General features: G+C 65.3%; 12 protein-coding genes. 11 read left to right on the forward strand and 1 reads right to left on the reverse strand.

Features of this window, described 5'->3' with window-relative positions; genetic code table 11:
• The first annotated feature begins 258 nt into the window (after positions 1-258).
• The 11 genes from QZ650_RS01770 to QZ650_RS01820 all read left to right on the forward strand — a co-directional run bounded on the left by QZ650_RS01770 (position 259) and on the right by QZ650_RS01820 (position 12611).
• Entirely contained in the window at positions 259-1215 is a 957-nt protein-coding gene (locus QZ650_RS01770) for a tRNA(Ile2) 2-agmatinylcytidine synthetase (RefSeq protein ID WP_292520102.1), read from the forward strand.
• Positions 1199-2092, forward strand: coding sequence for a methanogenesis marker protein 11 (gene mmp11 / locus QZ650_RS01775; protein ID WP_292520100.1), 894 nt, complete (start codon positions 1199-1201; stop codon positions 2090-2092). Before QZ650_RS01770 ends, mmp11 begins: the two co-directional genes overlap by 17 nt.
• A complete protein-coding gene (locus QZ650_RS01780; protein ID WP_292520098.1) occupies positions 2074-3045 on the forward strand; it encodes a radical SAM protein in 972 nt (323 codons plus the stop codon). Before mmp11 ends, QZ650_RS01780 begins: the two co-directional genes overlap by 19 nt.
• Positions 3042-4298 carry a thiamine pyrophosphate-dependent enzyme gene (locus tag QZ650_RS01785; RefSeq protein ID WP_292520096.1) on the forward strand — a complete coding sequence of 419 codons (1257 nt, stop codon included), beginning with the start codon at positions 3042-3044 and terminating at the stop codon, positions 4296-4298. The genes QZ650_RS01780 and QZ650_RS01785 overlap by 4 nt, the downstream gene beginning before the upstream one ends.
• Positions 4270-5400 (forward strand): homocitrate synthase family protein, encoded by a 1131-nt coding sequence (locus QZ650_RS01790; RefSeq protein WP_292520094.1) that lies wholly within the window; start codon positions 4270-4272, stop codon positions 5398-5400. Before QZ650_RS01785 ends, QZ650_RS01790 begins: the two co-directional genes overlap by 29 nt.
• The gene (locus QZ650_RS01795) at positions 5397-6608 is read left to right on the forward strand and encodes an aconitase/3-isopropylmalate dehydratase large subunit family protein (protein WP_292520092.1); all 1212 of its coding nucleotides are present in this window, start codon (positions 5397-5399) and stop codon (positions 6606-6608) included. The genes QZ650_RS01790 and QZ650_RS01795 overlap by 4 nt, the downstream gene beginning before the upstream one ends.
• On the forward strand, positions 6608-7078 hold the full coding sequence (locus QZ650_RS01800; RefSeq protein WP_292520090.1) for a 3-isopropylmalate dehydratase: 471 nt from the start codon (positions 6608-6610) through the stop codon (positions 7076-7078). The genes QZ650_RS01795 and QZ650_RS01800 overlap by 1 nt, the downstream gene beginning before the upstream one ends.
• The gene (locus tag QZ650_RS01805; protein ID WP_292520115.1) at positions 7075-7896 is read left to right on the forward strand and encodes a hypothetical protein; all 822 of its coding nucleotides are present in this window, start codon (positions 7075-7077) and stop codon (positions 7894-7896) included. The genes QZ650_RS01800 and QZ650_RS01805 overlap by 4 nt, the downstream gene beginning before the upstream one ends.
• On the forward strand, positions 7874-8842 hold the full coding sequence (locus QZ650_RS01810) for an isocitrate/isopropylmalate family dehydrogenase (RefSeq protein ID WP_292520088.1): 969 nt from the start codon (positions 7874-7876) through the stop codon (positions 8840-8842). The genes QZ650_RS01805 and QZ650_RS01810 overlap by 23 nt, the downstream gene beginning before the upstream one ends.
• Before the next feature lie 25 nt (positions 8843-8867).
• The gene (locus QZ650_RS01815; RefSeq protein WP_292520086.1) at positions 8868-9716 is read left to right on the forward strand and encodes a deoxyribonuclease IV; all 849 of its coding nucleotides are present in this window, start codon (positions 8868-8870) and stop codon (positions 9714-9716) included.
• A gap of 312 nt (positions 9717-10028) precedes the next feature.
• Entirely contained in the window at positions 10029-12611 is a 2583-nt protein-coding gene (locus QZ650_RS01820) for a PKD domain-containing protein (protein ID WP_292520084.1), read from the forward strand.
• 25 nt (positions 12612-12636) lie between these two features.
• Here the strand turns inward: QZ650_RS01820 and QZ650_RS01825 are convergent.
• The coding region (locus tag QZ650_RS01825) for a hypothetical protein (protein WP_292522446.1) at positions 12637-13603 on the reverse strand (967 nt) is incomplete at its 5' end.

Here is a 13603-nt window from a genome sequence, read left to right on the forward strand (position 1 = left end):
TATGGACGGGGCGATTATGACTTGATCCTCTCTCAGCACCTATATGCCCACCGACTGCTCAAACCCCCTCATGGGAGAAACCTCCCCCACAGCCCCCTCACTGCCCACGCCCCCGGAATGCCTCAAGTGCGTGTAACGCCCCCCTTTATTACTCATCCTCCCATCGGGGCCCGTCCCTCGTTGCCCCCGCCCTCCCGATCGATCCTCTTAAATATCGTTATCAACGACATTCTTGTTAACGATAATTTCGGTGACATCATGATCACGCTCACACCTGATGAAGTCAGGGCCCGGTTTGGGCCGTTGTTCTCGATGAAATACCTCGTTATGGTCGACCAGGACGCCGGTCTCGCGGAGATCCGCGAGCATTGCCGGGCCCGGGGGACCATTGAGTGGGATGCGGCAAACCGGGTGCGGGCAAAAGGTGCGGTCCAGTCCTGCCACGTCGAGGGCACGACGATGACGATGCTCGCCCGGCTGGGGGTCTCACCGGCGAAGTTCGGGGCTGCAAGCCAGGAGATCGGCGGCCAGGCGCTCGAGGGCGTCGAGGTCTTCGGGGACGAAGTGGTGACGACCTGGTCCGGGATCGCGGGGGCCGGTGTCGGCGTCGCCGCCTGCCTCCCGCAGGCGCCGGGCGTGATCCGGGCGGAGTATCCCACCGAAGACGATCTCAGGATCGGCGGCGCCCGGGTCTGCCGGGTGCGGATCGTATCGCCGCTCTACGAGAAGGTGACGATCGGGATCGACGACACCGACACCCGTGAGGAGGGTGCCACGTGGGTGCTCGCACTCAAGTGCGCCGAGGCCTGCACCATCCCCGGGGTCGAGTACCTGGACATGCGCCTCGTGCAGTTGAACCCGGCGGTCCCGAAGAAGACCACCAACTGCGTCGGGTCCGCCCTGAACTTCGCGGTCCGGCCCGGAAAGGTGGACGAACTCCTTGAGTACGTCCGCGACTTCGTCGAGTCCGGGGCGGTCAGCAACGACACCGGTATCGCCGTCTACCGTGGGATCACGTTCGCGGAAGAATCCCCCTACGCAAGAAGGGTCAAGACCGAGCTCCTGACGGTCGAGGATGCAGAGACGGAGGCCGCCCGGATGGGTATCCGATTCATCGACTCGAACGCACGAAAGGGCCGGATAGGGGCGCTTGGCGCCGTCCTCTGGGGGAACAAGGGCGTTGAAGCGGCAGGACTCTATGGAGAGACTCTCTGATCCCTACACGATACGGTATCCGCAGATCGTGGCGGTAGCCGACGAGAAGGCCGAGCAGGTGGAACTCATCGAGTTCTTCGACTGCACCGGCGGGGCGATGTGGGTGAAGCGCCATTACGCGCAGAGCCCGCTTGTCCGCTCCGTCCGGACCGTGGGAGCGACCAACCGCTACCTCCTTCGGACCGGCAGGGCCGACCTCGCGCTCGAGGGTTCGGTCTTCCCCGCAGGGATCGCCGGTGTAGCCGTTGAAGGAGACGAGATCGCCGTCACCTACCGGGGTCTCGGCGGCGGCGGCGTGGGGGCATCCATCTGCCGCGCCGGCGCGGCGGGTGTCATCCGCCACGAGAGTGACCCTGCCGGCGGCGGACGGCTCGCGGGCTCGACCATCTGGCTCCCCCGGCGCGAGCGGGTGATCATCGGGGTCGACGACACCGATACGCCCGAGGAGGGCGCCACCTGGACGCTCGCGCACAACATTGCCCGGGCCGTCGAGGACGACCGTTCCCGCTACCTCTCCCACACCATCGTGCAACTCTATCCTGTCCCCTACCGGACCAAGAACTGCGTTGCCATCGCCTGCGAGTTCGCCACCTCCGATCCCGCCGGGCTGGTCCGGCATTACCGCGACTACCTTGAGGAGTACACACTCTCGGACGAGACCGGCATGGCGGTCTGGCGGGGATTCGATCCCTCGCCGCTCGAAGGGTTCGGGCAGCGCGTAAAGCGGGGCGAGGTCTCCCCTGACGACCTTACCGGCCTCACCGGCCGGCACCTCTCGCTTGTCATGGACGGCCGGGGCGTGATCGGGGCGGCCGCGGCGATCCCGTTTTATACGCGGTATGAGGAGGCGCTGGCGTTATGGAATGGATCCGGCTGAAAGCCTGGTTAATTGAGACGGGTGCCGTTCGCCTCTCCGGCGAACCTGCAGAGCCTTACATATCCCGTTCAGCCGCCGGCCCCTCCGCCGGGACGTCCGGCTCGCTCTTCTTCTCGATTGGCGGCTCTCGAAGGGTCCGGGCCGGTATCGATGGGGCAAGCCCTGTCGAGGTTGTCCACCGGGGGGACGGCGAGGCGGACCTCTTCATCGACGGCAACGTGATCCACGGTATGCTCGAGCCCGCCGCTCTCCACTGTCCTCGCCAGGCCTACATCACCGTCAGCGGGACGTGCATCTTCCACTGCCGTTACTGCCCGGTGCCGGGTCTTCCCGGGCGGCGAAAGGAGGTCGCCGAGATCGCCCGGATGGTCGAAAACGTGGCCGACCGGGTTGACGCCATCTCAATCACGAGCGGTGTCGCCTCCTCGATCGAGGAGGAGGAGGCCTACGTCCTCGACGTCGTTTCGGCGCTCCGCTCCTTCAATCTCCCTATCGGGGTCTCGATCTACCCGGGACCCGGAACTCCTGCCCGGCTCCGCGCCCTCGGCGTCGTCGAGGTGAAGTTCAACATCGAGGCGGCGACGGAGGCGCTTTTTGCCCGGATGTGTCCTGATCTTGCGTGGGATGTGGTCTGGGATGCGTTACGGTCATCCGTCGCGCTCTTCGGGAAGAACCGGGTCTACTCGAACGTCATCGTCGGCCTCGGCGAGACCGACGAAGACCTGGAGCGGGTGATGGAGGACCTCGCCGCGATAGGGGTCATCCCGGTCCTCCGCCCGCTCACCCCCGCGGCTGCTCTCGCCGGCCGGCCCCGCCCGTCTGCTGAGCGGCTGCTCTCGCTCTACGAGATTCACGCCCGGATCCTCCGGCGGGTCGACCTCGACCCCCGCCGGGCGCTGACGATGTGCGCGGCATGCACCGGGTGCGATCTTACGCCGGGGAGGGACGCATGAAGGGCACCGAGGCGCTCGCCCTTGCGATCCTCCGGGCGGCCGACCGCTGCTACGCCGTTCCCGGCTACCCGGTATCGGGGCTTGCCGCCTCGGCGGGAGCGGCGATCACCATAAACGAGAAGACGGCGCTCGAGTATGCCCTCGGCGACTCACTCTCAGGGAGGAGGGCCGCCGTGATCGTCAAGCATGTCGGCCTCAACGCCTGCGCGGACCCGCTCGTGCACGCCACCGCCCAGGGCCTCCGGGCAGGCGTCGTTGTGGTCGTCGGTGACGATCCCTGCGCAGCAGGGTCGGACGTCGTGCAGGACTCCCGCTACTACGGCGAGGTGGCCCGGGTCCCGGTGCTGGAACCCGACGGCGAGACGCTCGGCCCGGTCGTCGAGGCGGCGTTCGAGGCCTCGGAGGAGTTCTCGCGCGTCGCGATCGTCAGGGTCACGCCAGACCTTCTGGACGCCGACGTGCCCGACATCCCCGTCCCCCGGAGGCCCCGGGAAGGAAGCCTCGCCGACCCGGGGCTCACGATGGCCGGCCGGGCGCTGGCGGCAGACCAGCGGACCGCGGCGATGTTCGCCTGGTCACGGTCATCGCCCCTCAACCGGCTCTCCGGTGGTATGGAGCGTGTCGTCACCGTCTACCCCCCCCCGACGGGCCCGGGCGCGTTTGCCGGGATCCGCGAGACCGGCCGCCCTTTCCTCTCGGAACACCGGTTCCTCGCCCCGCCTGAACCCGCCGGGGAGCCGGAACGTTTCTCATTCCGCGGCTACTCGCGGACGTTCTGCCGGGACTGCCCGTTTCACCCGGTGCTTGGTATCCTTCGCGAGCGCGGAATGAGAGCGGTCTGCGACGCCGGGTGCGCTATCCTCGCGATGAATCCCCCCTACCGGGTCGGCATCGCCACTTACGGCCTCGGCTCGTCGGTCGCCGTCGCCGCGACCGGACCGGGCGTCGCGCTGACCGGCGACTACGCACTCCTGCACTCGGGGCTGAATGCCCTCATCGACGTCTACGAACGAGAACTCCCGCTCCTCTGTATCGTCCTCGCGAACAACCGGATGGGGATGACCGGCGGTCACCCCGTCCCCGATATCCTTCGCTACATCACCTGGGCGGACCCGGTCATCTGTGCCGCGGACGAGACCGCGACGCTTCGCCGGGTCCTCGTTCCTCCCGAGGGAGGGCCCCGGACGGTGGTGGTCGAAGGCGCCTGCCCTGAGGGTGGAAGGCATGAAACCGTGGCATATCGAGATCTGTGATGTAACACTGCGAGACGGGGAGCAGACTCCCGGCGTCTCGTTTACCCGTGATGAGAAGATGGCGATCGCGCGATCGCTCGACGAGATCGGCGTGGAGGTGATCGAGGCCGGTTTCCCGGTGGTCTCCGCGGCGGAGAAGGAGTGCATCGCAGCCATCGCCCGGAGCGGTCTTGATGCACGGGTCTGCTGCCTCGCTCGGGCGCTCAGGCCGGATATCGAGGCGGCGCTCGACTGCGATGTGGATATGGTCAGCGTCTTCATTGCGACCTCCGACCTCCATATCCGGCACAAGTACCGGAAGTCCCGTGAGGAGGTGCTCGAGGATGCTCTCAACATGGTGGAGTTCGCCGCCGACCACGGGGTGCAGGTGCGGTTTGCGGCCGAGGACGCCTCACGGACCGATCCTGCGTTCCTTGTGGAGATGTATACCCGTGGTGCCGAGTACGGGGCCGACCTCGTCAGTTTCGCGGACACTGTCGGCTGCCTCACCCCTCTCGAAGTCCACACGGTCATTCAGGAGATCCTCGATGGGGCCCCTCTCCCGCTCTGCATCCACTGCCACAACGATCTCGGGTTTGCGGCGGCAAACACCATCACGGCAGCGGCCGCCGGGGCGTTCCAGCTCCACACCACCGTCAACGGCATCGGTGAGCGTGCCGGGAACGCGGCGCTCGAACAGGTGCTCGTCGCTCTCCGGATGAAGGGCGGGGTCGACCGTTACGACCTCACCCGCCTGCAGGAGATCTCGGGGCTGGTCGCCCGGTGCTCGGGCATGCCTCCGGAACGCACCCGGCCGATCGTCGGCGAGAACGCCTTTGCTCACGAGAGCGGTATCCACATCGCCGCGATCCTTTGCGATCCGGCGACCTACGAGTACGTCCCCCCGGCACTGGTGGGCGGCGAGCGGCGGTTTGTCCTCGGGAAGCACACCGGGAAGCGGGCGCTCGAGCATGTCGCAAAGGCCTATGGGTTTGACCTCACCGATGAGGAGACGCGGTGGGTGCTCGATCAGGTCAAACAGAAGAGCGAGGGGAAGTGCAGCGTCACCCCGGAGATGCTCTGCGGGCTTCTCCGGCAGGCGAAGGGAGGGGTCGCCCGGTGAGTACGCTCTCCGAGCGGATCCTTGGGGCACCGGCGGGAGCCTACATAGACCGTGAGGTCGATATCGCTTTCGCCCACGACGGGACCGGCGTCCTCGCCCGGGAGGCGCTCCGTGAGATGGGAGTGGAGCGGCTCCCCCATCCCGAACGACTGCGCCTTATCTTCGACCACATCGTCCCGGCGAACACCGGGACGACCGCGACGCTCCAGGCGGAGCTCCGGGAGTATGCACGCTCTTTTGGTATCGAACTCTCGGATGCCGGAGGGGGGATCTGCCATCAGGTGATGAGTGAAGGCGTCGTCCGGCCGGGAATGGTCGTCGTCGGCGCCGACTCGCACACCTGCACCCTCGGTGCCTTCGGTGCGTTCGCCACCGGGGTGGGAGCGACCGATATGGCGGCGATCTGGGCCTCGGGGGCCACGTGGTTCCGGGTCCCGGAGACGGTCGCGGTCAACCTCGCAGGGAGGCTCGAAGGTGCTGCAGAGGCCAAAGACATCGCCCTCGCCTACGTCGCAGAACTCGGGATGGAGGGGGCGACCTACCGGGCGCTGGAGTTCGTGGGCGACGGGGCGGCCGGCATCTCCATGGACGGGCGGCTGACCCTCTCGAACATGGCGGTCGAGACCGGGGCGAAGGCGGGAATCTTCTACGCCGACGCGGTCACCGTCCGCTACCTCGCGGAGCACGGACTCATGGCATCGCCCCAGGTCCCGGAGGACTGCTGCTACGAGCGGACCGTCGATATCGATCTCGCCGATATCGTGCCTCTCGTCGCCGTCCCGCACAGGGTGGATACCGTCCGGGAGGCGGAGGAGGTCGCAGGCACCCCCCTCGACCAGGTCTTCGTCGGGACCTGCACGAACGGCCGGTTCGAGGACCTCGCCCGGTTCGCCCGGATCATCCGGGGGAAGAAGGTGGCGGTCCGCACCCTGGTCGTTCCCGCCTCACGGCCTGTGCTCGCCCGGGCGATTGCCGCCGGCGTCCTTGCCGATATCGTGGATGCGGGGTGCATGGTGGCGCCGCCCGGGTGCGGGCCGTGTCTCGGGGCGCACGCCGGTGTCCTCGGCGAGGGGGAGGTCTGCCTCTCCACGGCCAACCGGAACTTCAAGAACCGGATGGGCGTCGGCGGCGAGATCTACCTCTCGTCGGTGGCCACCGCCGCCGCAAGCGCCTTAACCGGTGAGATAACCGTGCCGGAGGTGGTATAGTGCAGGGAGCCGGTCCGGCAATCTGCCTCGGGAACGATATCGATACCGACATCATCATAGCGGGCCGCTACCTCCGAACGAAGGACCGCTCGGTCTGGGCGGAGCATGCCTTTGAGGACCTGGACCCGGGACTCGCCCCCCGCCTCAGCGGTTCGGTCATCGTCGCCGGGAGAAACATGGGATGCGGGTCGTCGCGGGAGCAGGCGGTGGTAGCCCTCCGGGAGGCCGGGGTGGTCGGAGTCGTTGCCCCGTCGTTTGCCCGGATCTTCTTCCGGAACGCCATCAACGTCGGCCTGCCGGTGATCGAGGCCGAGGTCTCCTGCACCGATGGTGCCCGCGTTGCTTTCGACCTCGATGCCGGATGGGTGGAGGTGGACGGGGTGCGCCATGCCGCCCGCCCCCTCTCACCAAAAATGGTCGCGATCCTCCGGGCTGGAGGACTGGTGCCCTACTGGAGGTCGTGCCGGTGATCTTCCCGCCCCACTGCAAATTTGTCGGGTCCGCGACCGGGACGCCGTGCGGCGATAAAGCCTACTTCCTCTCGCGCTACCTTGTCCGGGAGACTGCCGACGGCACGGAGGTGCTCGAGGTGCAGACCGATCCGGACGGGACCGGACTGATGCGAAAGGTGATATCGAAGCGTGTGCTCGTCTCCGGCAACGATGTCTGCCGCTACCCGGATCGCGTGAATGTCCAGGATCGAACATTCTTAGTACGGGAGGCGATGCGGTCCGGGCACCGGTGCACCGTATTCACCGGTCATGGTGAGCAGACCACGTTCGTCCTCGATCCGGACCTCTCGGGGTTCCTCCGGATCCACGTCTACGACATCACCCCGCCCCGTCCGCACCTCTCGGCAACACTCCTCGATCTTGAGAAGACCGGGCTCTTTGGTGACCTTGAGGTCGTCTTCGAGCATCATGTCCGGGACATCTGCGATATCGAGGCCGATGTCTATCCCTGTCGTGCGGCCGGTTTCCCCCGCACCCTTGACGCGGATCCGGTCCGGCCGGGCGACCGGGTTGCCGGGTGCCTGACAGCAAGAGACCTGGTGAGGGAGTGTTACGGCGACGCCGTTACGATGGAGAACATCTGTCCGCTTGAGGCGGTGACAGACGGACCCTTCATCGCCCGGTGCTGCCGGAGCGAGCGAGCCGGAATCGGGAACTGGAACGGCCGGTTCGGTGCGGTGGTCCACTGGGGAGCGTCGTCGTGGGATATCACCGTGGCGGTCCGGCAGGTCGCGGCCGCCTGGAGGGAGCAGCGTGGTGAAGGTCGCGGTCGTTGAGGGGGACGGCATCGGGCACGAGGTTGTCCCGGTCGCCCGCGACATCATTGCGGCCGTACGCCCTGACTTCGAGTTTTTCGACGTCGAGGTGGGGTACGGCCGGTGGGAGCGGACCGGGAGCGCCTGCGATGAGGAGACGCTCGCCGATCTCCAGTCCGCAGACGCCGTCCTCTTTGGGGCGGTCACCACCCCCCCGGACCCCGGCTACCGGAGCGTCCTCCTCCAGATCCGCCATGCTCTCGACCTCTACGCGAACGTCCGCCCGATCCGGGGCGAGGGTGTCGACATCGTCATCGTGCGGGAGAACACCGAGGGGCTCTACTCCGGGATCGAGTGGACGGAGCCTGACCGGGCCTGCACCGTCCGGGTCGTCTCACGGTGGGGGAGCGAGCGGATTGCCCGCTACGCCTGTAACCTCGCGAAGTCCCGCCGTCACCTCACCGTCGGCAATAAGGCGAACGTCTTGAAGTCGGACTGCCTCTTCATCGATATCTGCACCGTGGAGGCCGCCCGGGCGAACGTTCCCTGCAGGACGAGTTACATCGACGCGCTCTGCCTCGACCTCCTGATGCATCCCGACCGCTACGATGTGATCGTGACGACCAATATGTTCGGGGACATCCTCTCCGACGCCGCCGCCTACCTTGTGGGGGGGCTCGGAATGCTCCCGAGCGCGAATGTCGGGGAACGGCACGCCCTCTTTGAGCCCGTGCACGGAAGCGCGCCGGATATCGCGGGCCGAAACATCGCAAACCCCGTCGCGGCCATTCAAAGCGGCGCGATGCTCCTCTCCCATCTCGGCGATCCCGCGTCCGCGGCGGCCGTGGGGGAGGCCGTCGGCCGGGTGCTTTCGGCAGGCATCCGGACACCCGATCTTGGCGGCACTGCCGGCACCCGTGAGTTCGGGGCGGCGGTGCTCCGTGAGGTCGGGCGGGGGAAGGCCTAAACGCCTCAGCGTCGAGAGGTACGCTATGGTGCTGGTGGGATGCCACGTCTCCATCGCCGGCTCGATCGATCTCTCGGTCGGTCGGGCCCGTGAACGAGGGTGCGACGCGTTTCAGATCTTCTCCCGGAACCCCCGGGGCTGGAGGGCAAAGGACCTCGGGCCGGACCCGGCCGATGCGTTCAAAACGGCTTTGAGCGTATCGGGGCTTGGTCCGGTCATCGACCACATGCCTTATCTCCCGAACCTGGCCTCTCCCGACGATGCGATCTACGATAAATCGGTCGCGGCGCTCACCGCGGAACTCCGGCGGTGCGGCCTTCTTGGCATACCCTACCTTGTGACCCACCTCGGGCACCACCGCGGCGCCGGGACGGAGGCAGGGCAGGAGCGGGTAATTGCTGCCGTCAACAGGGCACTCGACGATGCAGGGGAGGGTGATGTGATGCTGCTCCTCGAGAATACCGCCGGGGAGAAGAACAGTGTGGGGTCGAGCGTTGCGGACCTCGCCCGGATCCTCGATGGGATTGAGAGGCAAGGGCTGGTGGGGATCTGTTTTGATACCTGCCATGCGTTCGCCGCCGGCTATGACCTCCGGACAGCCGAAGGGGTCGATGCAACGCTCGGGGAGATCGACGACCTGATTGATCTCTCCCGTCTCCGGGTCGTTCACCTCAACGACTGCAAGGGTGACCTCAGGAGCGGACTTGACCGGCACGAGCACATCGGGCTTGGGGCCATCGGGGAGGAGGGGTTCCGGCATATCCTCCGTCACCCGGCCGTCCGCCGCCTCCCCCTCATATGCGAGACGCCGGTCGACGAGAGGCGGGACGATGCCGGGAATATTGCGAAGGTCCGTGAACTTGCGGCGGCCTGAGCGCCACGGGACGTTGCTTAGGCGGGATCGTGCTGCCGGTTATGCTACGCCGGCACCCGGGGCGGACAATATTCTACAATTTTTGTAATGATCGGGTATCCTCTCTCCGCCTCCCTTCCTTTATACTAAGATATTTATACTGTTGATTCTATCCTGCAACCCGCGAACCCTTTATCCTGAGAAGTCCCGGTGATTCTCCGGGATCTCACAGGATTCCGTTTGTACGCCCGCGAGGGAACCCTGTTTCCCCGGCGTGCGCGCAGACACCATCGTATGGGACGAAGGGGGCGTTCTCATCGTGGTGGTAAAAGAATGGCTGAATATAATGCGCTGACTATCGTCTGTACCGTCATTGCCATCGGATTGCTGGCATCGCCTGCCATGGCCGGGGAGAAGGCGCCTGGGGATCTGGTTTCGATCTGTATCGATGGAGGATCGCAGGAGCACCCCGACATTGACGGGAATATGGTCGTCTGGGAGGACGGCAGGAACGGAGGGTCGATCTACTATTTGAGCAGCCCCGGCAGCGGAGGTCAGAAGGTTGCGGGCGAGGGGACGGGACAGAGGTACCCGTCTGTCTCGGGGAATTACGTCGTCTGGGAGGAGAACCGGAACATGAGTCCGGATATCTGCTTCTTTGATGTATCGAGTGGCGTGACGACGGCGCTCACCGACGACCCGGCTGACCAGTGGATGCCTGTCGTCCACGGAGAGCATGTGGTCTGGTACGATGCCCGGAACGGAAGCACGGATATCTGCCTCTACGACATCGGGACCGGCAGCGAGACATTCCTCTCCTGTTCGCCGGTGACCGAATGGAAGCCCGCGCTCTCGGAGAGGTACGTCGTCTGGGAGGAGAGCACCGGGAATGGAAATATCTGGCTGTACGATATCCTGGACGGAGAGCGACACCAGATCACCGGGAACGGTGCACGGCAGACCTACCCGGCGATATCGGGGAGCCGGATCGTCTGGGAGGACTACCGGAACGGAGCTCCCGATATCTACCTCTTCGATCTCGACAATCCTGCCGCCGGAGAGCAGAGGATCACCGACGACCCCACCGAACAGGTCTCCCCGGCGATTGATGGCGACCTCATCGCCTGGGAGGACAAGCGGGACGGGACCTGGAACGTTTACATCTGCGACCTCGTCGCAGGGAAGGATAAGCAGATGCCGGTCGTTCCTTCCGCGACCGAACAACTCTACCCTGCCGTCAGCGGTGATCGGGTCGTCTGGCAGAACGGCCGTGATGGAAGTTCGGACATCTACGCGTTCACCTACTTCAGCGGAACGACCCCGGTGGCGGCGTTCTCGGCGGACCCGACCGAAGGAGGGGCGGTGCTCATCGTCCGGTTCATTGACCAATCGGCCGGCGACCCGGAGTCGTGGGAATGGGACTTCGGCGACGGGAATACCTCTACTTTGCAAGACCTGTGGCATTTCTATGAGGGCCCGGGGAACTACACTGTCTCGCTCACGGTGAGCAACGAGTTCGGGTCCGACACCGTCACGAAGAGCGATCTCATTCACGTAGGTCCCCCGGAACCGCCGGATATCTCCTTCCGGGGAGTACCTTTGTCGGGGCCTGCGCCCCTCACGGTCATGTTTTATGGCGATTCCCCGAACTACGCGACAGCCTGGCTCTGGGACTTCGGGGATGGCGAGGGATCGGTGCACCGGGACACGTATCACACGTATCATCATCCCGGGGTCTATAACGTCTCCCTGACCTGCGACAACGCGGGGGCCAGCGCGACACACATGGAGCACGGCTACATCACCGTCTTTGAGCGGCTCGAACCATCGTTTTCGGCCGACACCAGGAACGGAACCGCGCCGCTCACCGTCAGGTTCACGGATACCTCGACCGGTGAGCCTGATACCTGGTCCTGGAAGTTCGGGGATGGCGGAACCTCCTCGGAGCAGAACCCGGAGCACACCTACGTGAGCCCCGGGAACTATACGGTCAGCCTGACGATAGGGAATGGTTTTCAGAATGAGACTGAGGTAAGGCACGGGCATATACGGGTCCATCCTGCGACCCCTGCACCGACCCCGACCGTGAACATAACCCCTTCGGCATCCCCAACCGTGAACGTAACCCCATCGGCATCCCCAACCGTGAACGCGACACCTGCTGTGACCGCAACTCAAACCTCGGCCCCTACCCAGACGTCGTCAGGCCATGGGGGTGGCGGTGGCGGAGGGAGAGGGGGTGGTGGCGGCGGCGGCTCTTCCTGGAGTAATCCCGGCTGGAGCACGCCGCCACCGACTGCGACGCCGACGCAGACACCAACCGCTGCTCCTTCGGAGGCAGGCCCCGGGGAGCAGGTTGTCCGGATCACCTCGTCCGACGGCCTGGTGTCTCTCACGATTGCAGGAGGGATCAGAGCGGTCAATCTCTCCGGTGCACCGGTTGTGACCGTGACTCTCGAATCCATCGACCCCGGTGACGTGCCCCCGCTGCCCGGGGAAGGTGAATACGTCTTTGCCGGGTCTGCCTGCATCGCCGGGCCGGAAGGGGCTGTCATCTCATCCCCGGCGACCCTCGTATTCAACTTCACGGAGGAGCAGTGGAACAACGTCTACGATAGCGTCGGAAAAAGGCTCGTCGTGCAGTGCTACAACCGATCGGCGGACGCCTGGGAGGTGACCGCCACTGCCGTCCACCCCGGGAACCGGAGCATCGTGGCTGAAGTCTCGAATCTCAGCCTGTATGCGCTCTTTGTGGAGGCTCCCGGGGAGAGCGCGGCACAGATGGCCATGGACGATCCCGATCCGCAACCCGGGAGCATCTGGGATGCCGGATACATAAACCTCGTCTCCGGCCTCCTCGCCCTCATTTTCCTGGGTGCGGGAGTGTACCTTTACTTCCGGAAAGAAGGCCTCTGAACTGCAAAAGAGTGTGGATGGAGGGTTACTCTCTCCACTTCCTTCCCGCGAGCAGGAGGAGGAGAGCAGCCCCGGCACCGATCGCACCGAATCCCGGTGCTCCCTGTGCGGGAGTTCCTGTGGGAGCCGCTGCCGACCCTTCAAGGTTGACCAGCCAGGCGGCACTGGTGTCGGGTGAGAGGAACCGGATGCCCGCAAGGGTGTAACCACCGTTGGGGGCGCTGCTGGCCGCGTAAATACCGGAATCAGGGAACGTTGTGTTCCACTGAACCGCCCCGTCCTCATCGATCCCGAGAGCGAAGCCCTCGCCGTTCCTCGCGTTTGTGCCCGCGACCACATACCCGCCGGATGGTTGCAGAGCGGCGGCATACCCGCTCAGCCCCTCCACGTTCTTGAGCCAGATCTCCTCGCCGTCTCCTTCAACGAGTCCATACCAGTAGTTGCTCGAGTAGAAGAACCTCCCGTCATCGGTCTCCTCGATATCGTAGACGACCGGGGCCTGGTAATTCTTATGCCAGACCGTGTTTCCGTCGGCATCGAGGCGGATGAGGAAGGCGTCCCCTACGTCGTTGTTGAAGGGTGACGAGGTTCCCCCGATGATGTAGCCGCCGTCAGCGGTTACGACGCCTGCGTTCGCGGATGTGCCGGGGAAGGTCCGGTTCCAGGTGGGTGTGCCGTCACTGTCGGTCTTTGTGATGACTGCCGTTGTATCGTTCGCCGATCCGGGTGGGTTCCAGAGCCAGCCGATGATGACGTATCCACCGTCAGCGGTCGGCCGGACAGCCGAGACCTTCTCGTTTGGCAGGACCTGCCGCCACTCCTCCTTCCCGGCGGCGTCGGTCCGGATCAGGAACGAGGTGCCCTGGTAGATGAACCTCTCCTCCCCCACGGTTGTGGAGAGGTTATATGCGCCGGCGATATAGCCTCCATCTGAGGTCTCCGCGACAGAGGCCGGTATCATTTCAGGGAATCTCTCCGTCCACACCTCGTTG

The sequence above is a fragment of the Methanoculleus sp. genome, assembly GCF_020696975.1.
GTDB lineage: Archaea > Halobacteriota > Methanomicrobia > Methanomicrobiales > Methanoculleaceae > Methanoculleus.